The sequence below is a fragment of the Saccharopolyspora tripterygii genome (assembly GCF_054778355.1).
The window spans coordinates 18,016-38,593 of the sequence record NZ_BAAGZP010000052.1; the positions used below are offsets into that span (position 1 = coordinate 18,016).

Sequence of the window (20,578 nt, forward strand, 5' to 3'; positions counted from 1 at the left end):
CGGGTGCCCGGAACGGCCACCATGGTCATCGGGATCTCATTGGGGGTGATCACCGGTGGCACTACCGCTCGTGTGGCTCGCCGACGTGCTGCGCGCGGCCGGCCTGACCGTCGTGGAAACGCCCGGCTGGCAGGAGCGCACCGCCTCCGGCGTGCAACCCGCAGCCCCGGTCGGCGTTCTGGAGCACCACACCGCCACTCCGGCTTCCTACGAGAACCCGGCTCCCAGCGTGCAGCTGTGCATCGACGGGCGGAGCGACCTCAAGGGTCCGCTGTGCCACGCGGTGATCGGTTTCGACGGCTCCGTCCACGTGATCGCCGCCGGTCGCGCCAACCACGCGGGCGAGGCGAAGGCGTCCGGCCCCAACCCGGCCGGTGACGGCAACACCCTCTACGTCGGGTTCGAATGGGACTACCAGGGCGTCGAGCAGGGGCCGAGCCCCGAGCAGCACGCCGCCGCGCTGTCCGCGACGGTCGCCGTGCTCCGGCACCTGGGCAGGCCGTTCGAGGCGGCGCGCGGGCACAAGGAAACCAGCGTCACCGGCAAGATCGACCCGGGCCACGTCGACATGGATCGTTTCCGCGCCGACCTCGTGACCAAGGACCAGGAGGACGAGATGACCCCGGAACAGGACGCGATGCTGCGCCGCCTGGAACACGAGCTGCTCGGCCCGCGCGGCCCCCAGGGGGAGATCCAGGGCTGGCAGACCGCAGCCGGTCCGCGCACGATCGTCGCGATGCTCGTCGACCTGGTCAACAAGATGGCCGCCGGTGACCAGCCCGCCGCACAGCAGCAGGGGCCGGAGCAGATCAAGGCCGCTTTCGAAGCCCTGCCCGCTGATCAGGCCGCACCGCTGCTCGCCGAGCTGGTGCGCATCCAGCAGCAGCGCCAACCGGCTCCGGGAGCGTGAGCTCGCGGCGCACTGAGGCCAGACGGCGTGTGAGGTTCCGCTACCCGCACCGCCGAGCAAAGTGATTCAGCAAGAACCCCTCAGACCGCGCGGCGCCGCTGGGCGCGCTGGTCTCGGCGGTTGAGCAGGCGCTTCACCAGCGCGGGCTGCTGGGCTAAGGCCTCGGGCTCGTCCAGCAGCCGGTTCAGGCGCTGGTAGTAGCGGTTCGGGGAGAACCCGAAGCGCTCCTGGATGACCCGCTCCTTGTTGCCCTGGTACTGCCAGTGCTCCAGCTCGAAGGCGAGGATGGCGCGGTCGGTGTCGTTCATCCGGCGTTACCCCCTCGTTCAGCTGCGGACGATCAAGTCTAGGCGATCGGGGTACGGGTGTTCGATCGGCCATCGGTGGGTGTCGGGGCGATGTGATCCGACCCACGTACGCCTCGCGGAACAGATCGACAGGCGCAGGATGTTGCTCAGTGCAGTACGAACTCGTGCGCTCCGGGGTCGGTGAAACTCCGAACCGGCGGTGAAAGTCCGCGAACCGGCACCACGTTGGTGCCGGCCGATCCGGTGGAACTCCGGAACCGACGGTCAAAGTCCGGATGAGAGGCGCGCACGGGCCATCGCGGTGCGCGACCCTCGGCAGCCTCCTGCCGCGCCTCGCCCCCTCCGCGGTCGCCCGCGCACACCCCGGCGCACCCGGCGGGAGGAGCGGGCGTGCAAGTGGTGGCCGAATGGCTGCTCGGCAACGGGATCACCGTGCTGGGCCAGAAGATCTCCTGGGCCGAACTCGTCGGCCAGCTCTGCGCGCTCGCGGTCGTGTTCCTCGCGCAACGGCGCTGGGTGGCGACCTGGCCCGTGCAGGTGTCGGCCACGGTGCTGCTGTTCGCCGTCTACGCCTCCGCGCACCTCGGCGGGCTGGCTGTCCGGCAGGTGGTGATCCTGCTGATCTCCGTCTACGGCTGGTGGGCCTGGACCCGCCGCAGCGACCCGGTCTACGGCGTGGCGATCCGCAAGGCCACCGGCGTCGAGCGGTTGGTGCTGGTCGCGGTCCTGGCCGCGGGCACCTCGGCGTTCGCGCTGCTGCTGACGGCGCTGGACGCCTCCTGGGCGCCCTGGCCGGACGCGTGGATCTTCATCGGTACCGGCGTCGCGTTCTGGGCGCAGGGCAGGGGACTGGTCGAGTTCTGGCTGGTCTGGCTCGCGGTGGACGCCGTCGGCGTGCCGCTGCAGATCGCCTCCGGGCTCTACTTCAGCGCGGCCATCTACCTCGTGTTCGCGGCGTTGGTGATCCACGGCTGGTGGAGCTGGACCCGCACCGCCCGGGCCCAGCGCGACCGGACCGAAGCCGTCACCGCAGCCGACTGAGCACGGCCGCGGTGACGCCCTTGGTCCCGCAGCCGGGGGTGCCGTCGGGGTTGAGCTCGACGGCGCGGTCGGCGTAGGCGGATTCGACGGCCCTGGTGATCCTCGCGGCGGTGTCGGCGGCCCCCACGTGGTCGAGCAGCAACGCCGCGGTGAGCAGCTGCGACGTCGGGTTCGCCTTGTCCTGCCCGGCGATCGACGGCGCGCTGCCGTGCACGGGTTCGAAGTAGGCGGCGGTCTCGCCGATGTTGCCCGACGGGCACATCCCGAGCCCGCCGACCGTCGCCGCGCCCAGATCGCTGAGCATGTCGCCGACGAAGTTCTCGGTGACCAGGACGTCGAAGCGGCTGGGAACGGCGACCAGGTCGTGCGCAGCGGCGTCGGTGTAGCGGTGATCGGCCTCGACATCGGGGTAGCCGGCGGCGATCTCGTCGAAGATGTCGCGGAAGAACGCGAAGCTGCGCAGCACGTTGCTCTTGTCCACGCAGGTCACCCGCCGAACCCCGTCGGCGGGGGCGCCGTTGCGGGCTCGCGCGGTCTCGAAGGCGAACCGCACGATCCGCTCGACGCCGACCCGCGTCATCAGCAGCTGGTCGCTGGCCGCCCGCTCGTTGCGCACCCCGCTGCCGCGCGAGAGGTACAGGCCCTCGGTGTTCTCCCGCACGACGACGTAGTCGATCGGGTCGGCGGCGTCCCGGACTCCGGGCAGCAGCCGCACCGGGCGCACGTTGGCGTAGGTGTCGAGGCCGTTGCGCAGCACACCGCCGAGGACACCGGCCTCGGTCCCGTCGGCCTTGCGCACCTCGGGCAACCCGACCGGGCCCTTGAGCACGGCGTCGTACTCGCTCCGGAAGCGCTCCAGAGCCCCTGCGGCCAGCGGTTCACCGGTCTCCAGGTAGGTCCCGGCGCCGCCGGCCTCGGCCCCGAACTCCACGGTCAGCCCGTCGAGTTCGGCCGCTGCCGCCACCACCTCCCGAGCGCTGGTCATCAGCTCGGGCCCGATCCCGTCCCCATCAACACACGCGATACGCACGTCCTCACCCCACCACACCCGACCAGCGGCCACCCCTCCCCGGGAGGTGGGGGGAAGTTTTCATGAAAACTTCCCCCCACCCCACGAAGGAGTCACCGTCCCGCGCGTCTAGCGGAGGTCAGGCGTCTCCGGGGTCCGAGGTCTGCGGGCCCGCGGCCTGGACGTCGTCGATGCGGTACTTGCGGGCCGCGTCGACGACGGTGGCCTGGTCGACCTGCCCGGCCCGCGCCAGCGCGGCCAGCGTCGCGACCACGGTGGACTCGGCGTCGACGAGGAACACCCGCCGCGCCGCCGGGCGCGTGTCGGAGAAGCCGAAGCCGTCGGCACCGAGGCTGACCATCTCGCCGGGCACCCACGGCCGGATCAGGTCGGGAACCGCCCGCATCCAGTCGCTGACGGCCACCACCGGGCCCTCGGCCTGCGCGAGCGCGCTGGTCACGTACGGCACCTGCGGTTCGGCGCCCGGGTTGAGCAGGTTGTGCCGGTCGACCTGCTCGGCCTCCCGGCGCAGCTGCGCCCACGACGTCGCCGACCACACGTCGGCCCGCACGCCCCAGTCCTCCGACAGCAGGCGGGCGGCCTTGATGACCTCCGGTAGCAGCACGCCCGAGCCCATCAGCTGGGCCCGCGGCCCGGAACCGGACGGCGCCTGCTGATACCGGTAGAGCCCGCGCAGCAACCCGTTCACGTCCAGGTCGGACGGTTCCGCCGGCTGCTGGTACGGCTCGTTGTAGATGGTCAGGTAGTAGAAGACGTTCTCGGCGTCCTCGCCGAACATCCGCCGCAGGCCGTCCTTGACGATGTGCGCGACCTCGAACGCCCACGCCGGGTCGTAGGCCACCACCGCGGGGTTCGTCGCGGCGATGAGCTGCGAGTGCCCGTCGGCGTGCTGCAGGCCCTCACCGGTCAGCGTCGTGCGTCCTGCGGTGGCGCCCAGGACGAACCCGCGCGCCATCTGGTCGGCGGCCGCCCAGAACCCGTCGCCGGTCCGCTGGAAGCCGAACATCGAGTAGAAGATGTAGACCGGGATCATCGGTTCGCCGTGCGTGGCGTAGCTCGTCCCGGCGGCCGTGAACGACGCGGTGGAGCCCGCCTCGTTGATGCCCTCGTGCATGATCTGCCCGGTCTCGCTCTCCCGGTAGGCCAGCATCAGCTGGTAGTCCACCGGCGTGTAGAGCTGGCCGTTCGGGTTGTAGATCTTCTGCGACGGGAACATCGAGTCCATGCCGAAGGTCCGCGCCTCGTCCGGGATGATCGGCACGATCCGGCCGCCGATCTCGCCGTCCTTGGCCAGGTCCTTGAGCAGCCGGACGAACGCCATCGTGGTGGCGACCTCCTGCTTGCCGGAACCCTTGCGGATCACCTCGTAGACCTTGTCGCCGGGCAGCACCAGCGGTTTCGCCTTGGTCCGGCGCTCCGGCAGGTATCCGCCCAGCTGGCGGCGGCGGTCCTGGAGGTACTGGATCTCCGGGGAGTCCTGGCCGGGGTGGTAGTACGGCGGTTCGTAGGGGTCGAGCTGGTCGTCGGTGATCGGGATGCGCAGGCTGTCGCGGAACTGCTTGAGGTCGTCCAGCGTCAGCTTCTTCATCTGGTGCGTGGCGTTGCGGCCCTCGAAGTGCGGTCCGAGGCTGTAGCCCTTGATCGTCTTGGCCAGGATCACCGTCGGCTGCCCGTGGTGCTCGGTCGCTGCCTTGTACGCCGCGTAGACCTTCCGGTAGTCGTGGCCGCCGCGCCGCAGGCCCCAGATCTCGTCGTCGGTGAGGTGCTTGACCATCTCTTTGGTGCGCGGGTCGCGACCGAAGAAGTGCTCGCGCACGAACGCGCCGTCGTTGGCCTTGTAGGTCTGGTAGTCGCCGTCCGGGGTGGTGTTCATCAGGTTGACCAGCGCCCCGTCGCGGTCGGCGTGCAGCAGCGAGTCCCACTCGCGGCCCCACACGGCCTTGATGACGTTCCAGCCCGCGCCGCGGAAGAACGCCTCCAGCTCCTGGATGATCTTGCCGTTGCCGCGCACCGGGCCGTCGAGCTGCTGCAGGTTGCAGTTGACCACGAAGGTCAGGTTGTCCAGGCCCTCGTTGGCGGCGACGTGCAGCAGGCCGCGCGACTCCGGCTCGTTCATCTCGCCGTCGCCGAGGAACGCCCACACCCGCTGCTGCGAGGTGTCGGAGATGCCGCGGTCGTGCAGGTAGCGGTTGAAACGGGCCTGGAAGATCGCGTTCATCGGGCCGAGGCCCATCGAGACGGTCGGGAACTCCCAGAAGTCCGGCATCAACCGGGGGTGCGGGTAGGACGGCAGGCCGCCGCCCGCGCCTGCGTGCGAGTGCTCCTGGCGGAAGCCGTCGAGCTGGTGTTCGGAGAGCCTGCCCTCCAGGAACGCGCGCGCGTAGATGCCGGGGGAGGCGTGGCCCTGGATGTAGAGGTGGTCGCCGCCGCCCGGGTGGTCCTTGCCGCGGAAGAACCAGTTGAACCCGACCTCGTAGAGGCTGGCCGAGGACGCGAACGACGAGATGTGCCCGCCGACGCCGATGCCCGGCCGCTGCGCGCGGTGCACCATCACCGCGGCGTTCCAGCGCATCAGCGCTCGGTAGCGGCGCTCGGTCTCCTCGTCACCGGGGAACCACGGTTCCTGCTCGGTGGGGATGGTGTTGACGTAGTCCGTGCTGGTCAGCGAGGGGACGCCGACGCCGGTTTCCCGGGCGCGCTGCAGCAGCCGCAGCATCAGGTAGCGAGCGCGCTGCTGACCGTTGGCCGACAGCGCCGAATCGAAGGACTGCAGCCACTCGTCGGTCTCCTGGGGATCGATGTCGGGCAGGTGGGAGGCCAGCCCCTCCCGGATGACCCGGACCCGCTGGGTGGGGGCGGTGTCGTTGGTGGCGTCGTTGTTGTGCGCGGACAAGGGAACTCCTCGACTACGTCGGGATTCGTGGCAGGGTTCGAGGCCGGGCGTGATGTCCGACACCTCCCATGTTCCCCCATGTCCGTGCCTGATGGGCGCACCCCGAGACCTACGACGACGCACCGCAGGCTGTTGGTGCGGGCGAAGCCCGTCTAGAGTCGGACCTCAACGCGTTGCTACGGCGTGTCGTACGCCCAGCAGTTGCGCCGGTAGCGGTCCGCAGTGTTCGCTATCGGCCAGGTTTGAAAGTCGTGCGGGGCCAGAGGCCACCGCACCTGTGCATTGGAGGAGTGACAAACCGTGGTCGCCGCGGGAGACGCCGGTAAAGGCGAAGCCGACGTCGCCGAGAGGCTCGACATCGAGCCGGAGATGGTTGTCCAGGAGATCGGCTGGGACGAGGACGTCGATGATGACGTCCGTGCCTCGATCGAGGAGCGTTGCGGGAGCGATCTGCTCGACGAAGATGCCGACGAAGTGGTCGATGTCGTGCTGCTCTGGTGGCGCGAAGAAGATGGCGACCTCACGGACACGCTTCTCGATGTGATGACGCCCCTGTCCGACGATGGGGTCATCTGGGTGATGACCCCCAAGACCGGCCGCGACGGATACGTCGAACCGGCCGACATCGCCGAGGCCGCCTCTACGGCGAACCTGGCGCAGACCGCGAACGCAAGCGTCAGCGATGGCTGGATGGGAACCCGGTTGGCATACCGCCGGGCCAAGGCTCGTCGCTGAGCGGTTCGTGTTTCGAAACGTGGGCATCGATGTCGCCATCGGTGCCCACGTTCGTCGCGCCGTGTAGGTTCGGCCGGGACAAGGTCATGTCGAACAGGAGGGTGCGCTCATGACTGTCGAGGTCGGTGCACAGGCGCCGGACTTCACGTTGCCCGACTACAACAAGGAAAAGGTCTCGCTGGCCGATTTCCGGGGCAAGAAGAACGTCCTGCTGGTGTTCTACCCGTTCGCCTTCAGCGGTGTCTGCCAGGGCGAGCTCTGCCAGGTCCGCGATGACCTGAGCGACTTCGAGAACGACAAGGTCCAGGTCATCGGTGTTTCGGTGGACACGCCGTTCTCGCTGAAGGCGTGGGCCGAGCAGCAGGGCTACACCTTCCCGCTGCTGTCGGACTTCTGGCCGCACGGCGAGATCGCCAAGGCCTACGGCGTCTTCAACGACGCCGCCGGAATGGCCAACCGCGGCACGTTCCTCATCGACACCGAGGGCAAGGTCCGCTTCGCCGAGGTCAACCAGCCCGGCGAGGCCCGCGACCAGGACGTCTGGAAGAAGGCGTTGGCGGAACTGACCGCCTGACCTGCTCACGGACGGCCGACCGGTCACCGAGCCGGCCGCGACGCACCGGTACTGTTACCGATGTGTTCGACTGGCCCGGCCGTTCGGCCACCAGGGCGCATAGCTCAGCGGAAGAGCACCTGCCTTACAAGCAGGGGGTCGTTGGTTCGAACCCAACTGCGCCCACCGTTTTGGAGATCCGAACCCGCGTCGACCTGCTAGTGGTCGGGTGGGGTTGCGTGCCGGGGTAGGTGCGCGAGGATCAGCGGGATCGACGCGATGATCACGTTCTGCAGGGCGGCGTCGAGTCCGTTCCAGTCCGAGGATTGCCACATCTGGAACCATTCGCCGCCGATGGCGATGAAGCCGCCGCCGAACAGGGCGATCCACATCAGCCATCCGATGCTGGACAGCGAGCGAGCGGTTTCGGTGCCGCGACCCGTTGCCGCGCCGCGGATCCACGCGGCGGTGGCGGCGATCAGGACGATCGCGGCGAGGGTCTCCCACGCGATGATGAGCAGGTACGCGGCGGTGACCAGGTTCGGGTCGGTGATCGCTCGCCACATCACGTTCGGTGATTGGAACGTGGTGTCCATCGCGAAGACGTGCGCGACGAACTCGTGGTTGGTCGCGTAGTCGGTGATGTTGCCGAACGCGATCAGTGACATCTGCACGGCGGTGATGGCGGTGATCAGGGCTAACGCGGCGCCCAGGCCGCTCAGCCGGCGGATCAAGATCATGGTCCGGAGCGTACGCGGCGAAGTTCGTGCGGTGGGCCGATTTTGCGATCGGCGACGTGCGCACGAGAGCTCTGGTCGCGCTTGGTCAGCTGGCAACATGGGCCCATGAGGATCGGGCCGGGTGACGTCGCGTTGAACGCGGAGGAGTTGCGCGCGGTCGCTCGCTTCGCCGTGGAGTGCGCCGAAGAAGCGCTGCCGATCTTCGAGGAGACGCACGACGATTCGCGTCCCCGGGCGGCAGTCGCGGCCGCGTGGACCTTCGCCGACGGCGCTGATCGGACGACGGCGCAGCGGACCACCGCGCTGGACGCGCACCGGGCCGCCAAGGAAGCGACCTCAGAGGCCGCGGAGCACGCCGCTCACGCCGCCGGTGATGCCGCCGCTGCCGCGTACCTGCACCCGCTGGCCCGGGCGACGCAGGTCGGGCACATCCTGCGGGCCGCCGCGCACGCGGCGCGGGCGGCCGAACTCACCGCCGGTGACGTTCCGAGCGTGGGGGAGCAGCACATCGAGCTCGCGCGGCTGCGGGCCACGCCCGTTCTCGTCGACGTCCTCAACCGCTACCCGCGCGCTCCCGCGGGCCGGGGCAGGGTCGCGCAGCTCATGACGATCCTCGACGACGCCCTGCGGTCGCCCTGATTCACCGGGGCACGTGCGGTGTCGGCCGGTAGGTGAGTTCTTCGATGCTGCCGTCGAGGGTTCTGCGGTCGAGGAGTTCGAGGTCGAAGTCCTCCGCTTTCCGGAAGATCGGGTCCAGCCCGGTACGGCCGGTGATCACCGGGAACAGCGTGACCTGCACGCGGTCGACCTGGCCGGCGGCCATCAGAGCTCGGTTCATCGAGAGGCTCCCGTGCGACCGGAGCGGGACCTCCGACTCCTGCTTCATGCGAGCGACGACGTCCGCGGCATCGCCTCTCGCGACCCGCGCGTCGGGCCAGTCCAGGGGTTCCTCCAGCGTGTTGGACACGACCGTCGCGGGCGCGTGGCGCATCTTCTCGACCCACGGGTCGCGGACGTCGGAGTTCTCGTCGCCGGCGGCCAGCATCTGCGCGAACACCCGGTAGGTGTTGGCGCCGAACACCATCCGCTGCGGCTCGGCGTAGAGGGTGAGGCGGTGAGCGAGGAGCTCGGGGCCCTGCTTGCCCCAGTACCCGGTCCAGTCCCCACCGGCGGCGCCGAAGCCGTCGAGGCTGGAGAAGACGTCGAACGTGTAGGTCGTGGTCATGTCAGTCCTCCCAGCGCGGTCATCACGCGTCCTGGTGTGCAGACTCCCCAACCGCCCGGAACTCATCGGGCCTCGCCGCGACCTCAGCTCTGGACCGCGAGCCCTGCGCCGAGGGTGAGCAGGGCGGTGCCGGAGACACCGGTGATCGTGCGCTGCACCCTCCGGCGCCGCAGCCAGGCCTGGACCCGGCCCAGCACCGCGATCAGCATGACGTACCAGGTCAGCGAGAGCAGGCAGAACAGCGCCGCAAGCAGCGCGTGCTGCGCCAGGGTCGGCATCCCCGGCAGGGCGAACTGCGGGAAGAGCGCCAGGTAGAAGGCGGCGACCTTGGGGTTGAGCAGGTTGCTCAGCAAGCCTTGCCGGAACGCCTGCGCCGACGGGATGTGCGGGAGCGCGGGTGCCTCCGCGGCGTCCCGGGGTTGCCCGTTCCGGCGGGTGAGGCTGATCAGCGCGCGCACGCCCAGGTAGATCAGGTACCCGGCACCGATGAGGCGGAGGGCGTCGTAGAGCGGTCCGGCAGCGCGCAGCAGCGCGGTCAGACCGGCCACGGCCGCGGTCGCCAGGATCGTGTTGCCGGTCATGATCCCGCCCGCCGTGGCGGCTGCCGCCGGTCGGCCGCCCACGGCCGCGTTGCGCAGCAGCAATGCCAGGTCGGGACCCGGCACGATGATCACGGCCAGGCTCGCTCCGATGAACGCCAGCAGTTGCCCCGACACCCGGTCCCTCCTCGTCCTACCCGCTGTCCGCGGACTCGACGTCCCAGGGTCCCCGGTGGTCGGGCGAGGCCGGATCCCAGATCCCCCGAGCTGTTCCCCGGCTCACGTGCTGCTCGTAGATTCCGGTCTTCCACGAGATCAGGTCGAGGCATTTCTGCAGGTCGGCCATCTGCGCCCGGACGTGCTCCTCGTGCTCGCGCAGGAGGGCCAGCCGCTGGTCCTCGTTGCCCGGCCCCTGGCGCACGAGCGGGCCCGCGTGCTGGCGAACGACGCTGCAGACCCCGCCGCGGTGGACCCCCTCGCGTCCGCGGTCGCCGACGGTGGCGGGCTGGACGGGCTGTGGCTCAACGCCGGGTACGCGGACGTCGCCGAGGTCGCAGAGGTCACCGCCGAGTTCTTCGACCGGATGAGGAACGCCAACGTGCGCGGTCCGGTCCTGCAGCTCGCCCGGCTGGCCGGGCACCTCAACGACGGCGCGTCGGTGGTGGTGACGTCCTCGACCTCGACCTACGAGGGGTCGTCGATGGCCACCGTCTACGCGGCGACCAAGGGCGCTCTGGTGGCGGTGTCACGGGGTTGGGCGAGCGCGTTGGCCGGTCGGGGGATCCGCGTCAACGTCCTTGTCCCGGGCGCGATCGACACCTCGTTCCGCGGCTTCATGACCGACGAGGTTCGCACGAGCTTCGAGCACGACGTCGTCAGCAGGGTCCCTCTCGGCCGTATCGGCACGCCGGAGGAGGCCGCGGCCGTCGCGCTCTTCCTCCTCTCCGACGACGCCGGTTACGTCACCGCGGGCCAGTACGCGGTCGACGGCGGCCTGACGAAGTGGTAGTCGGCGCGAACCGCCTCCGCCCGGGTGGCCGGGGCGAAGGCGGTTCGCGCGATGTCACAGCGCTTCTGCGCGGACGACGTCGAGGTTGTGGAACGTCGGTTCGCCCTCGCAGAGGCCGCGCATCCGCTGCGAGAGCTCGTCGGTCTCGGGCAGGTGCGAGTTGCGGACGGCTTCGTCGTAGGACGGGAACTCGACGAACTCGTAGTAGGTGTTGGGTTGTTCGTGGTCCTCGGTGAGAACCGCGCGGGTCGCGGTCCGCTTGCCTCCGGTGCGGTCCTCCCACTCGTCCATCAGCTGGTTGAGCTCCGCGCGCTTGCTGGTCTTGAACTCGATGAGCTGGACGAACTGCATGCCCTTCGGCACCGGTCCGGCCGCCTCGTCCCGGAGCATCCCGCGAACCTGCTCGCGCAGCTCCGGTGTGTCCTCGTGGCCGTGCGCGGACGCCGCGTGCTCGGCGGCGGCCCGCACCACCTCTTCTTCCTCGCCGGTGATGGTGAGGGAGCAGTTGATCTCGCTCGGGGTCTCTCGGCAGTCCGCTGCTTTCCTCGTCATCGTCCTTCCCTCCTCGTGCTGCTCAGCCACGCGGTCTCGCGCTCGTACTGCGGATTCGGGTGCGCCGCGACGCCCTGCACCAGCGGCGTCAGCGCGTGCGAACCGGGCCAGGTCCACTCGACGTCGTGGGTGATGAGCCCGCTGCGGTGGAGGTGTGCCAGGACGAGCGGCCGGTGATCCCACTTGGTGTCGCCCGCGATCTCCAGGAACAGCAGGTGCCCGGTCCGGCGCAGCACCCTGGCGATCTCCGAGGCGGTGCGTTCCGCGCGTCCCAGCGCGAACCGGCAGACCACGACGTCGAACGCCCGGTCCGGGAACGGGAGCTGTTCCGGCTCCGCATAGACCTTCTCCGCCGGAAGCGGCAACTCCGCTTCGCGCAGTTCCGGACCGGATCCCACCAGTGCCAGGTGGCTGACGTGCTGGTACGCGGGCAGGTCGCTGAGACGGCGGGACCCGATGTCGAGCACCCGGCCGGATGCCCGCCGCTCGGCCCGCGCGCGGAAACGGTTCAACGGCCCGGACGGATGCTGTCCGCGCTCGTCCAGGCTCGTGCTCGACCGGAGTTCCGACATGGCCGCAGCATGGGCCGGTCTCCGGCAGCGAACCAGGGGCTTTGGTCCGGTGCGTCGCCGCTCGCGGAGGTCTTCTCCGGGGAGGGCTTGCGGAGGGCGAGGACTCCGATCAGCGCCAGGGCGAAGCCGGGGATCGTGGTGAGCTGGAAGGGCTGATCGAGCGCGAGGGCGCTCCAGGCCGCGGCGACCGCGGGGGTGAGGAAGAGCAGCGCGCTGACCGCCAGCGACCCCGAGCGGTCCAGGACGAGCAGGTAGCAGCCGTAACCCCCGACGAACGGGAGCAGGACGAGGAAGACCACGGCGGTCCAGAACGCGGGCGTGGCCGGCGGGGTGACATCACCACCGCCCGCCGCGGCGACGACGCCGAAGCCCGCCAGGGCGGCGGCCGACTGCACGGTCAGCGAGTCGAGCAGGTCGTGGCCCTTCGGGCGGGGCTTGCGGTCGCCGAGCAGCGTCGCGGCGGTCAGGCCGATCGTGCCGGCGACGACCGCGAGCGCGCCCAGAGCGCCGCCGCCCGTGCCGAGGTCGGCGACGACGACCAGACCCACCCCGGTGATCCCGGCCGCGAGCCCGAGAACCCTTCGCTTGCCCAGGGGTTCGCGCGCGATCCTGCTGGTGATCACCGCGACGAGGACGGGTTGCAGGGACGCGATCAGCGCGCTGGTGCCCGCGGGCACGCCCAGGGACGCGCCGTGGAAGACGCCGGAGAGGTAGACCGCCTGGCCGAGGACGCCCAGCACGATCTCGTGGACGAGGAACGCGCGCCCGTACCTCCGGCGCCTCACGATCGCGATGACCAGCAGGACCGCGGTCGTCACGGCGTAGCGCCAGAACAGGGAGGTGTTGGCGTCGGCGCCCGTGCCCGCGGCCATGCCCGCACCCACGAAGCCGGAACTCCAGAAGACGACGAAACCGAGCGGAAGCAGTGCTCTCATGCTCGCCAAGTAACCATACCGGTCGGTATACTCGCAGTATCCAGTTTCCGGAGGGAGTGATGGTGGTGCGGACGGCGAACCCGGACACCCCGGCGGGCAGGAAGATCCTCGAAGTCGCCGGAGTGCTGTTCTACGAGCGGGGCATCGGAGCGGTCGGGGTCGACCTGATCGCCGAGGAGGCGGGCACCACCAAGAAGACCCTCTACGACCGGTTCGGGTCCAAGGACGCGCTGGTCGCCGCCTACCTCAAGCGCCGCGAGCAGCGCTGGGAGGAATTCCTCGACGAGTGGATGCGCGCCCGCGCGCCGGAATCGGGGGTCGGCCGGGTGCTGGCCGTTCTCGATGCGGAGGAGGCGTGGTGGGGCGGCAGCAGGCGCGGCTGCGCGTTCGTCAACGCCCACGCGGAGCTGGGGGAGGGCGATCACCCCGGTCGCGAGGTGCTGCGCGGGGCCAAGCTCCGGGCCCGCGCGAAGTTCATCGCCCTGCTCGCGGAGGCGGGCTTCCCGGACGCCGAAGTCCTGGGTCCGCGCGTCCACATGGTCTACGAAGGCGCGATGGTCAACCTCACCGTCGGAGGAATGCCCGAAGCCTTCGACGAGGCCCGAGAAGCGATCCGGGCCCTGGTCCAGCCCTGAACGTCAGTCCTGGAGGCCCTGTGAGGCAGGGTCCGGTTTTGGGTGATGTCCGGGAGGTTGGTCAGTGGGGTGGGGAAGTTTTCATGAAAACTTCCCCACCCCACTCACCAACCTCCCGGACACGAGATGTCCTCGGTTTGGACTGAAACTGGGAGGTACCGGAGGTTTCAGTCCTTCAGGTGGCCAGCGGTGAACGTCTGCGTTGGGGCGTTCCGTCGCGTCCGGGGAGGTCGGCGGGGTGCGGCCGTGATCCTGCTCCTGTTCTGGTTCTGGTGATGCGAAGGACTCATATGCTGGGGGTGCACATTCCGCTGAACGGAGGAGCGCAGTTCGTTGGTCGAGACAGTCGAGCCCAGGCCCGGTTACTTCGAGAAGATCGGGGAGGGCCGGTACAAGCCGACCGCGCACGTGGGCGGAGCTTGGCGCACCGACGAGCAGCACTTCAGCCCGCTGGGCGGGCTCATCGTGCACGCCATCGAGCAGGCCCGGGCCGCTGCCGGACGCCCTGACCTGCTGCTGAGCCGGATCAGCTTCGACATCCTCGGTCAGATCGGGCTGGAGGACTTCGACATCCACGTCGAGACCGTCCGCCCGGGCAAGACCATCGAGCTCACCGAGGCCACCGTCGTCATCGGCGGACGGGCGGTGGTGCGGGCTCGCGCATGGCTGCTGGCGGCAGTGGACACCGACGTCGTCGCAGGCGGTGGGCCCGCCTCGTTGACCCCGCCGGAGCAGGTGCAGCCCTGGGCGATGGATTCGGTGTGGTCCGGGGGCTTCATCGAATCGCTGCGCACCCGGGTCATCGGCGAACCCCGGCCGGGCCGCACGACCGCGTGGGTGAGCACCGGGCACGACCTCGTGGCGGGGGAGCGGGTCAGCTCGCTGGCCTCGTTCGTCGCGCTGATCGACACGGCCAACGGCATCGCCGTGCGGCAGGATCCCACCGAGTGGATGTTCCCCAACGTCGACCTCACGATCCACCTCCACCGCCAGCCCGAAGGCGAGTGGACCGGCCTCGACACCTCGGTCACCTTCGGCGGCACCGGTCAGGGCCTGACCACGACTGAGCTGCACGACGTCGGCGGGCCGGTGGGCCGTGCGGAGCAGATCCTCACGGTGCGCCCGTTCGCGATCTGAACCCGGGTTTCCTAGGGGTTGTTGCGGGGCGGCGCGCGGGCGGTGGGTGCCGCTCGAATCGGCCGTCTGGTCGGCGGGATTCGACCGGTGCGCGGCTTTTTTGGTGAATTCCTGACAAGGTGGCGAGTTCGAGGGTTCCTTGCGGGAACATCCGCAGCTGCAGATGATCCTTCGCAGCGAGAGGTGTTCTCGGATGAAGACCCGATTAGCCGGCGTGACCGCCGCGCTCCTGGCCGGGGCCGTCACGTCCTTCGTCGCACCCGCGGCGGTGTCCGCTCCTGCCGCGCCCGCTCCGGCAGCCGATGGTTGCTACAGCTGGAGCAAGACGCTCAGCGAGGGCGCGTCCGGCGATGATGTGCGCAACCTGCAGATCCGCGTGTCCGGTTATCCCGGCAGCGGCGGAAGTCTGGCCATCGACGGCGCTTTCGGCCCCGGCACCAGGGACGCGGTCGCGCGGTTCCAGGAGGCCTACGGGTTGCCCGCCGACGGTGTGGCCGGGGAGTCGACCTTCGCCAAGATCTACGAGCTGCAGGACGACGACTGCACGCCGGTCAACTTCGACTACTCCGAGCTCAACAACTGCAACTCCGACTGGTCCGGCGGCAAGCTCTCCGCGGACGAGGCCAAGTCCAACGCGTTGGTGACCATGTGGAAGCTGCAGGCCATGCGGCACGCGATGGGCGACGCGCCGATGCAGGTCAACGGCGGGTTCCGAAGCGTGTCCTGCAACGACTCGGTCGGTGGCGCCCCGAACAGCCGCCACCTCTACGGCGACGCCGCCGACCTCGGCGCGGGATCGCAGGGCTTCTGCGCGCTGGCCCAGCAGGCGCGCAACCACGGCTTCGGCGAGATCCTCGGACCGGGCTACCCGGGGCACGACGACCACGTGCACGTCGCCGGCGGTGCTGACACCTGGTCAGCGCCGGACTGCGGTATCTGACAAGTGCTTTCGCGTCGCGGGCACCCGGGGTGACGTGGTGGGGGTGGGGAAGTTCTCATGAAAACTTCCCCACCCCCACCACTCGCCGGGTGCCCGCAGTGCGCGGGTAGGTGAACGACAGGTGTTCGCCCCATGATCGCGAGGTGTTACGCGGGTGTGGCGGGCATGACGTGTGACGCGACTATCCGTTGTCGCCGCTAACAATCGGGCTCCGCGTGCGACATACTGGTTGAAGCTTCCACGGGTTGTGGGAAGCGTTTCGCGGGAAGTCGGCCACCAGAACAGGTGCGCATCGCCGAACCCGCTGCTCCTGCGAGAACCACCGACCCGGTTCGCCGCGCCCCGAAAGCGGCGGACCGGTGCACCACCCTGCTTTCGAGCACGACCTCCGCCGACCGCCGTCAGCAGCGGGCGCGGGGGTGGCAGACGCGGGCCGCACCCGCTCCACATCGCGGCCCGCCCCTGGCCGGGCGCGGACCGAACCCCCAGTCGGACCCCCGGTCAGCGAGGAAGCGGGCCGGGACCCTGTTCCCCCTGGGTCCCGACTCGTGAATCCCCCAGTGGGGATTGAGCGGGTCGGACGGAGTGAATCCCCCAGCCTCCGTTCCGGCCCGTTCACCTGGTTCGCCGATCGCGCGAGCGGTGGTGCGGAAAAGGGCAATGGGCTCATTCCGCATCGGTAGTCCGGGAATTGCTAGGCGGGCGGTTCGATTCCGCGGAGATACCCCTTGCCGGTGCATTGGGGGCAGGTGCGCCATTCGGCCATGGTCATGCCGGCTTGCATTTCCTCGGTGGCCTGGATCATGTAGAGGCGCGGCTCGCTGATCTTCTTGAGGCCGCCGCAGGTGAAGCACAGGGCGTTGGGCCCGTTGGCCTCGATACCGGCGTTGTCGCCACCCTCGTCCGACATGCCGTTGATCCTCACACGGGCGGCCCGCCGCCTCGCTGTCGGCCCGGGTTTTCCCTGCAGTACGGACAGCGCGCGAGGGACATGACAGTGGACACCTCGCCGGTGTCGAGCGAGATGAACCGCCTGGCCACCCTGATGTTGCCGGTGCCGTCGCACCCCCGGCATTCCGAGTCCTCTTCCTCGGACATCGCCACCTCCGTCGACTCGACGCTACGCCGGGCGCCCGATCCCGTCGATTCGCGTCAACCCAGAGTTGACTCAACATGGAACGTCAACCTATGGTTGACGTATGACCGAGAAGCAGGTTCCCCAGAACATCCGTCTCGGCGACCTCATCGCCGGCATCAAGAAGAGCAACGGCGACGAGCTCGCCCAGCTGGAAGGCGCTGTGATCGTCGCCGACCACCTCGGTGAACTCGCCGACCACCTCATCGGCCACTTCGTCGACCAGGCCCGCCGATCGGGCGCGTCCTGGACCGAGATCGGTCACAGCATGGGGGTCTCGAAGCAGGCGGTGCAGAAGCGCTTCGTGTCCAAGGGGTCCGATGACTCCGGACTCGAATCAGGCGCCGGATTCGGCAAGTTCACCCCCCGCGCCCGCAACGTCGTCGTGCTCTCGCAGGAGGCCGCGCGCGACGCCGGGAACGACCAGATCCAGCTGGAGCACCTCGTCCTCGGCCTCCTGGGCGAGCCGGATGCGTTGGCCGCCAAGGCCATTCGATCTCAGGACGTGAGCCTCGACGCCATCCGGGACGCCGCGACCGCGGCCCTGCCCGAGCGGGTCGAGGACATGCCCGCGCTGGTGCCGTTCGACGCGTCCGCGAAGAAGGTCCTGGAGCTGACCCTGCGCGAAGCCCTGCGCATGGGGCACAACTACGTCGGCACCGAGCACATCCTGCTCGCACTGCTGGAGAACGAGAACGGCGAGGGGGTCCTGTCCGGACTCGGCCTCGACAAGCGGACCTCCGAAGCCCACATCACGGCCGCCATCGAGGAGATCATGCGCCAGCAGCCCTGAGAGCCCGGCCGCGGGCAGCGGGTGGGCGGTGCGCGCGACCGAAGCTGGGCCATTCGGCCGCTTGTTCTCCTCCTCCTTGCGGGTGAGGCTACGCGGTGGAGGGGTGATGTGGCTTTTGCGCGCGGTCGGCACCTTGGTGTCGGCAGTTCTGCTGGTCGTCGCAGGTTTGGCGTTGCAGCCGAGCGAGACGGTGTCGTTGCCGATCGTCGACCCGGTGCCGCAGCCCGCACCTGAACCTCCGCCCCCTCCGCCGCCCGGGCCCCCGGTGCTCGCGGTCAAGATCGACAACGCCCCGCAGGCCCGCCCGCACACCGGAACCGGTGCTGCGGACGTGATCTACGTCGAGCCGGTCGAAGCCGGGATCAGCCGCTTGATCGGCATTTTCGCCTCGCACACGCCACCCGTCGTGGGCCCGGTGCGCAGCGCCCGCCAGACCGACCTGCGGCTGCTGCCCCAGTACGGCAGGCCCACGCTCGCCTTCTCCGGGGCCGCGCCGGAGCTGCTGCCCGAGATCGGGCGCTCCTCGGTCAACAACGCCTCGCAGCAAACGATCCCCGGTGCCTTCTACCGGGGTGCGGGGGTGGCGCCGCACAACCTGTTCGCGCGGACCGACCGGCTGCCGCCCGGATCCGGCTGGTCGCCCGCCTCCCCGCTGGCGTTCGGGCCCGCCCCGGCCGCCGGCGGAGTGCCCACCGGGCACGAGGAGATCGCCTACCGGTTCGCCCGCGTCGGCTTCGACTGGGACGGGGGGCGCTGGCTGGTGTCGATGGACGGCGAGCCCTACGTGACCACCGACAGCGGTCGCGGCGCTGCGAGCACCGTGGTGCTGCAAGAGGTTCCGGTGTTCAGCTCGGCGTTCCAGGACATCTCCGGGAACGTCTCGCCGTTCGCCGAGACCGTCGGCGGTGGCCGGGCGGTCGTGCTGCGCGACGGGATGAAGTTCAACGCCTTCTGGAACCGCCCCGCACCGGAGTCCGGCACCGCGTTCACCACCGAAGCCGGCGAGCCGATGCAGTTCGCGCCCGGCCAGGTGTGGGTGGTCCTCGTGCCGAAGGCGCCGTGAGAGGGCGAGAAGCACCACACCGCCAGCCTTCGTCGGTGCCAGTCGCTACGCTCGACGGACATGAGCGATCGCCGTTTGCTGCTGGTTCACGCCCACCCCGATGACGAGGCCACCGGGACCGGCGCCACCATGGCCCGCTACAGCGCCGAAGGCGCCACCGTCAGCCTCGTGACCTGCACCAGCGGGGAGCTCGGCGAAGTCGTCGACGACGAGCTCGCGCACCTGCGCGGCGACCCGCAGGCGCTCGGGGAGTACCGGCGCGGCGAGATCGAGCGCGCCCTGGTCGAGCTCGGCGACATCCGTCAGCACTGGCTGGGAGGCCCTGGCCGCTTCCACGACAGCGGCATGGCCGGTGAGGACGCCAACAACGCCCCGGGCGCCTTCGCCACCGCCGACCCGGCCGAGGTGACCCGCGCCATGGTCGCGGTCCTGCGCGCCGAACGGCCGCAGGTCGTCGTCACCTACGACCGGAACGGCGGCTACGGCCACCCCGACCACATCGCCGCCCACAAGGCGCTCATGGGCGCTCTCGAACCCGCTGCCGACCCGGCCTACGAGCCGGAGCTCGGCGAAGCGTGGGAGGTGCCCAAGGTGTACTGGACGGCGATGCCGCGCTCACTGCTCAAGCGCGCGGTCGAGGAGGGTTTCCTGGACGCCGACTCGGTCGCCGCGTTCGAGCCGAGCACGGTTCCGGACGAGGAGCTGACCACGCAGGTCGACGGGCGGGCGTTCCACGCCAACAAGCTCGCTGCGCTGCGCACCTACCGCAGCCAGGTCAACGTCGACGACGACGGCTTCTTCGCGAAGATGGTCAGCAGCGAGGAGTTCGGCCGCGAGCACTACCTGCTGGTCCGGGGCGAGCGCGGCCCGGGAGAAGGGCCGTTCGGCTGGGAGACCGATCTGTTCGCGGGCCTGAGCTGATCAGGACCCCGGAGGGGAGCTCAGACGTCTTCTGGCGGCGGTGAGTTCGCCAGAAGACGCCTGCGCGGAACAGATCCTCAGCCTGCGGCGAGCCGCGAGCGGTCGGCGGGTGCCGGCGGCCGCGGCCACGGGCCGAGCTCCGGCAGCTCACCGGCGGGCAGGCGCTGGGCGGGACGTCCGGTCAGCCACGCGGCCAAATCCCGTGCCCGGCCGGTGATCTCGACGTCGGCCACCGGGCTGATCTCACCGTCGGGAGACCAGCGGCGCGGACCGTCGGTCTGGCGCAGCGCGACACCGGTGGGCAGGCGTGGCAGCAGGAATTCGATGATGTGGTGGCAGAACTCCTCCGTCCACTCCTGCGGCCCGACGCCCAGGTCGAGGTCGACCAGGTGGATCCACACCTCGCGCCAGCGCATCAGCACGATCCCGGCGAGGTCGCCGTTGCGGAAGCGCACCGGTCGTTCCCAGTCAGCGGGGGAGGCGTGCGACCACACGGCTTCCAGCACGCCGATGTGGCGGTTCAGGCCGTCGTGGTGGGAGAAGGCGTTCCCGCCGGAGAGCCCTTCGATGATGGCGTCGCGCTCGGCCTGGCCGCCCTCGTAGGCGTCGACGAGTTCACCGTTCAGCGCCAGCGAGCAGACCCGTGCGAAGGCCCGGGCGTTGTCGGTCAGATGTGCCAGCACGTGCCCGCGGGACCAGTCCGGCAGCAGTGAGGGGGCGGCCACCTGCTCATCGGTGAGCGTGGCGGTGAGGCCGAGCAGCCGCCGGTGGCCCTCTGCAACAGCTTTCAACGGAGGCATCACGCGGCGTGATCCTAGGTGCGGATCGGCGATTTGAAACCACTCAGGCTCGATCGGTACCCGAAAGAGGACTTCCGGGCGGTTATACAACCGTGTTGTGCGGAAACAGGAT

Annotated in this window: 24 protein-coding genes, 1 tRNA gene and 1 riboswitch; of the genes, 13 read left to right on the top strand and 12 right to left on the bottom strand. The window is 69.8% G+C overall.

Features of this window, described 5'->3' with window-relative positions:
• Positions 1–55: 55 nt before the first annotated feature.
• Positions 56–910, top strand: a complete 855-nt coding sequence (locus ACYVF3_RS31515) for a peptidoglycan recognition protein family protein (protein WP_461157926.1) — start codon at positions 56–58, stop codon at positions 908–910.
• A gap of 80 nt (positions 911–990) precedes the next feature.
• On the opposite strand, the gene ACYVF3_RS31520 is transcribed toward ACYVF3_RS31515, so the two are convergent.
• Positions 991–1,218 carry a DUF3263 domain-containing protein gene (locus ACYVF3_RS31520; protein ID WP_093420858.1) on the bottom strand — a complete coding sequence of 76 codons (228 nt, stop codon included), beginning with the start codon at positions 1,216–1,218 and terminating at the stop codon, positions 991–993.
• 163 nt (positions 1,219–1,381) lie between these two features.
• Positions 1,382–1,509, top strand: a riboswitch (FMN riboswitch).
• A 99-nt stretch (positions 1,510–1,608) separates the two neighbouring features.
• On the opposite strand from ACYVF3_RS31520, the gene ACYVF3_RS31525 reads away from it, so the two are divergent.
• Complete coding sequence (locus ACYVF3_RS31525) at positions 1,609–2,259, top strand: nicotinamide mononucleotide transporter family protein (protein WP_461157927.1); 651 nt, start codon at positions 1,609–1,611, stop codon at positions 2,257–2,259.
• On the opposite strand, the gene ACYVF3_RS31530 is transcribed toward ACYVF3_RS31525, so the two are convergent.
• Both ACYVF3_RS31530 and aceE read right to left on the bottom strand, forming a co-directional pair.
• Positions 2,243–3,244: an isocitrate/isopropylmalate dehydrogenase family protein gene (locus tag ACYVF3_RS31530; protein WP_461157928.1), complete on the bottom strand. Its 1,002-nt coding sequence runs from the start codon at positions 3,242–3,244 to the stop codon at positions 2,243–2,245. The two genes, ACYVF3_RS31525 and ACYVF3_RS31530, sit on opposite strands and share 17 nt — an antisense overlap.
• Before the next feature lie 163 nt (positions 3,245–3,407).
• The gene (aceE, locus tag ACYVF3_RS31535) at positions 3,408–6,182 is read right to left on the bottom strand and encodes a pyruvate dehydrogenase (acetyl-transferring), homodimeric type (RefSeq protein ID WP_461157929.1); all 2,775 of its coding nucleotides are present in this window, start codon (positions 6,180–6,182) and stop codon (positions 3,408–3,410) included.
• A gap of 300 nt (positions 6,183–6,482) precedes the next feature.
• On the opposite strand from aceE, the gene ACYVF3_RS31540 reads away from it, so the two are divergent.
• The 3 genes from ACYVF3_RS31540 (at position 6,483) to ACYVF3_RS31550 (ending at position 7,656) form a co-directional block, all read left to right on the top strand.
• Complete coding sequence (locus ACYVF3_RS31540; protein ID WP_145742553.1) at positions 6,483–6,917, top strand: DUF3052 domain-containing protein; 435 nt, start codon at positions 6,483–6,485, stop codon at positions 6,915–6,917.
• A gap of 109 nt (positions 6,918–7,026) precedes the next feature.
• Entirely contained in the window at positions 7,027–7,491 is a 465-nt protein-coding gene (locus ACYVF3_RS31545; RefSeq protein WP_461157930.1) for a peroxiredoxin, read from the top strand.
• Between the two features lie 93 nt (positions 7,492–7,584).
• Positions 7,585–7,656 (top strand) — tRNA-Val (locus ACYVF3_RS31550).
• Positions 7,657–7,688: 32 nt separating this feature from the next.
• Here the strand turns inward: ACYVF3_RS31550 and ACYVF3_RS31555 are convergent.
• Entirely contained in the window at positions 7,689–8,210 is a 522-nt protein-coding gene (locus tag ACYVF3_RS31555; RefSeq protein ID WP_461157931.1) for a DUF2165 domain-containing protein, read from the bottom strand.
• A gap of 105 nt (positions 8,211–8,315) precedes the next feature.
• Between ACYVF3_RS31555 and ACYVF3_RS31560 the strand changes: the two genes are divergently transcribed.
• A complete protein-coding gene (locus ACYVF3_RS31560) occupies positions 8,316–8,849 on the top strand; it encodes a putative immunity protein (RefSeq protein ID WP_461157932.1) in 534 nt (177 codons plus the stop codon).
• A 1-nt stretch (position 8,850) separates the two neighbouring features.
• On the opposite strand, the gene ACYVF3_RS31565 is transcribed toward ACYVF3_RS31560, so the two are convergent.
• From ACYVF3_RS31565 to ACYVF3_RS31575, 3 genes are all read right to left on the bottom strand, one after another.
• A complete protein-coding gene (locus ACYVF3_RS31565) occupies positions 8,851–9,435 on the bottom strand; it encodes a dihydrofolate reductase family protein (protein WP_461157933.1) in 585 nt (194 codons plus the stop codon).
• An 83-nt stretch (positions 9,436–9,518) separates the two neighbouring features.
• Complete coding sequence (locus tag ACYVF3_RS31570; protein WP_461157934.1) at positions 9,519–10,151, bottom strand: LysE family translocator; 633 nt, start codon at positions 10,149–10,151, stop codon at positions 9,519–9,521.
• Between the two features lie 16 nt (positions 10,152–10,167).
• The gene (locus ACYVF3_RS31575) at positions 10,168–10,395 is read right to left on the bottom strand and encodes a MerR family transcriptional regulator (protein WP_461157984.1); all 228 of its coding nucleotides are present in this window, start codon (positions 10,393–10,395) and stop codon (positions 10,168–10,170) included.
• Here ACYVF3_RS31575 and ACYVF3_RS31580 point away from each other — a divergent pair.
• Entirely contained in the window at positions 10,342–10,983 is a 642-nt protein-coding gene (locus tag ACYVF3_RS31580; protein WP_461157978.1) for an SDR family oxidoreductase, read from the top strand. The genes ACYVF3_RS31575 and ACYVF3_RS31580 overlap by 54 nt on opposite strands.
• Positions 10,984–11,037: 54 nt before the next feature.
• Here ACYVF3_RS31580 and ACYVF3_RS31585 read toward each other — a convergent pair whose 3' ends face one another.
• Genes ACYVF3_RS31585 through ACYVF3_RS31595 form a run of 3 tightly spaced genes read right to left on the bottom strand, consistent with a single transcriptional unit; the run spans position 11,038 to position 13,042 of the window.
• A complete protein-coding gene (locus ACYVF3_RS31585; protein WP_461157935.1) occupies positions 11,038–11,535 on the bottom strand; it encodes a DUF1059 domain-containing protein in 498 nt (165 codons plus the stop codon).
• Positions 11,532–12,047, bottom strand: a complete 516-nt coding sequence (locus ACYVF3_RS31590; protein ID WP_461157936.1) for a class I SAM-dependent methyltransferase — start codon at positions 12,045–12,047, stop codon at positions 11,532–11,534. Before ACYVF3_RS31590 ends, ACYVF3_RS31585 begins: the two co-directional genes overlap by 4 nt.
• On the bottom strand, positions 12,044–13,042 hold the full coding sequence (locus tag ACYVF3_RS31595) for a DMT family transporter (RefSeq protein ID WP_461157937.1): 999 nt from the start codon (positions 13,040–13,042) through the stop codon (positions 12,044–12,046). The genes ACYVF3_RS31590 and ACYVF3_RS31595 overlap by 4 nt, the downstream gene beginning before the upstream one ends.
• Before the next feature lie 59 nt (positions 13,043–13,101).
• Between ACYVF3_RS31595 and ACYVF3_RS31600 the strand changes: the two genes are divergently transcribed.
• From ACYVF3_RS31600 to ACYVF3_RS31610, 3 genes are all read left to right on the top strand, one after another.
• A complete protein-coding gene (locus tag ACYVF3_RS31600) occupies positions 13,102–13,677 on the top strand; it encodes a TetR/AcrR family transcriptional regulator (RefSeq protein WP_461157938.1) in 576 nt (191 codons plus the stop codon).
• A gap of 333 nt (positions 13,678–14,010) precedes the next feature.
• Positions 14,011–14,814, top strand: a complete 804-nt coding sequence (locus ACYVF3_RS31605; RefSeq protein ID WP_461157939.1) for a thioesterase family protein — start codon at positions 14,011–14,013, stop codon at positions 14,812–14,814.
• A 193-nt stretch (positions 14,815–15,007) separates the two neighbouring features.
• Positions 15,008–15,754, top strand: coding sequence for a D-Ala-D-Ala carboxypeptidase family metallohydrolase (locus ACYVF3_RS31610; protein WP_461157940.1), 747 nt, complete (start codon positions 15,008–15,010; stop codon positions 15,752–15,754).
• A gap of 694 nt (positions 15,755–16,448) precedes the next feature.
• Here the strand turns inward: ACYVF3_RS31610 and ACYVF3_RS31615 are convergent.
• Positions 16,449–16,664: a hypothetical protein gene (locus tag ACYVF3_RS31615; protein ID WP_461157941.1), complete on the bottom strand. Its 216-nt coding sequence runs from the start codon at positions 16,662–16,664 to the stop codon at positions 16,449–16,451.
• A gap of 289 nt (positions 16,665–16,953) precedes the next feature.
• Here ACYVF3_RS31615 and ACYVF3_RS31620 point away from each other — a divergent pair, with 289 nt between their 5' ends.
• The 3 genes from ACYVF3_RS31620 (at position 16,954) to mshB (ending at position 19,666) form a co-directional block, all read left to right on the top strand.
• Positions 16,954–17,682, top strand: coding sequence for a Clp protease N-terminal domain-containing protein (locus ACYVF3_RS31620; RefSeq protein ID WP_461157942.1), 729 nt, complete (start codon positions 16,954–16,956; stop codon positions 17,680–17,682).
• 106 nt (positions 17,683–17,788) lie between these two features.
• Entirely contained in the window at positions 17,789–18,745 is a 957-nt protein-coding gene (locus tag ACYVF3_RS31625) for a DUF3048 domain-containing protein (RefSeq protein ID WP_461157943.1), read from the top strand.
• A 78-nt stretch (positions 18,746–18,823) separates the two neighbouring features.
• The gene (gene mshB, locus ACYVF3_RS31630; protein ID WP_461157979.1) at positions 18,824–19,666 is read left to right on the top strand and encodes an N-acetyl-1-D-myo-inositol-2-amino-2-deoxy-alpha-D-glucopyranoside deacetylase; all 843 of its coding nucleotides are present in this window, start codon (positions 18,824–18,826) and stop codon (positions 19,664–19,666) included.
• A 77-nt stretch (positions 19,667–19,743) separates the two neighbouring features.
• Here mshB and ACYVF3_RS31635 read toward each other — a convergent pair whose 3' ends face one another.
• Positions 19,744–20,457, bottom strand: a complete 714-nt coding sequence (locus ACYVF3_RS31635; RefSeq protein WP_461157944.1) for a maleylpyruvate isomerase family mycothiol-dependent enzyme — start codon at positions 20,455–20,457, stop codon at positions 19,744–19,746.
• Positions 20,458–20,578 lie beyond the last annotated feature (121 nt).

Excerpts from the sequence above, each read along its gene's own strand:
- ACYVF3_RS31520 (WP_093420858.1), bottom strand. The coding sequence starts at position 1,218 with ATGAACGACACCGACCGCGCCATCCTCGCCTTCGAGCTGGAGCACTGG.
- ACYVF3_RS31530 (WP_461157928.1), bottom strand. The coding sequence starts at position 3,244 with ATGACCAGCGCTCGGGAGGTGGTGGCGGCAGCGGCCGAACTCGACGGG.
- ACYVF3_RS31545 (WP_461157930.1), top strand. The coding sequence starts at position 7,027 with ATGACTGTCGAGGTCGGTGCACAGGCGCCGGACTTCACGTTGCCCGAC.
- ACYVF3_RS31555 (WP_461157931.1), bottom strand. The coding sequence starts at position 8,210 with ATGATCTTGATCCGCCGGCTGAGCGGCCTGGGCGCCGCGTTAGCCCTG.
- ACYVF3_RS31560 (WP_461157932.1), top strand. The coding sequence starts at position 8,316 with ATGAGGATCGGGCCGGGTGACGTCGCGTTGAACGCGGAGGAGTTGCGC.
- ACYVF3_RS31565 (WP_461157933.1), bottom strand. The coding sequence starts at position 9,435 with ATGACCACGACCTACACGTTCGACGTCTTCTCCAGCCTCGACGGCTTC.
- ACYVF3_RS31585 (WP_461157935.1), bottom strand. The coding sequence starts at position 11,535 with ATGACGAGGAAAGCAGCGGACTGCCGAGAGACCCCGAGCGAGATCAAC.
- ACYVF3_RS31595 (WP_461157937.1), bottom strand. The coding sequence starts at position 13,042 with ATGAGAGCACTGCTTCCGCTCGGTTTCGTCGTCTTCTGGAGTTCCGGC.
- ACYVF3_RS31600 (WP_461157938.1), top strand. The coding sequence starts at position 13,102 with ATGGTGGTGCGGACGGCGAACCCGGACACCCCGGCGGGCAGGAAGATC.
- ACYVF3_RS31610 (WP_461157940.1), top strand. The coding sequence starts at position 15,008 with ATGAAGACCCGATTAGCCGGCGTGACCGCCGCGCTCCTGGCCGGGGCC.
- ACYVF3_RS31615 (WP_461157941.1), bottom strand. The coding sequence starts at position 16,664 with ATGTCGGACGAGGGTGGCGACAACGCCGGTATCGAGGCCAACGGGCCC.
- ACYVF3_RS31620 (WP_461157942.1), top strand. The coding sequence starts at position 16,954 with ATGACCGAGAAGCAGGTTCCCCAGAACATCCGTCTCGGCGACCTCATC.
- ACYVF3_RS31625 (WP_461157943.1), top strand. The coding sequence starts at position 17,789 with ATGTGGCTTTTGCGCGCGGTCGGCACCTTGGTGTCGGCAGTTCTGCTG.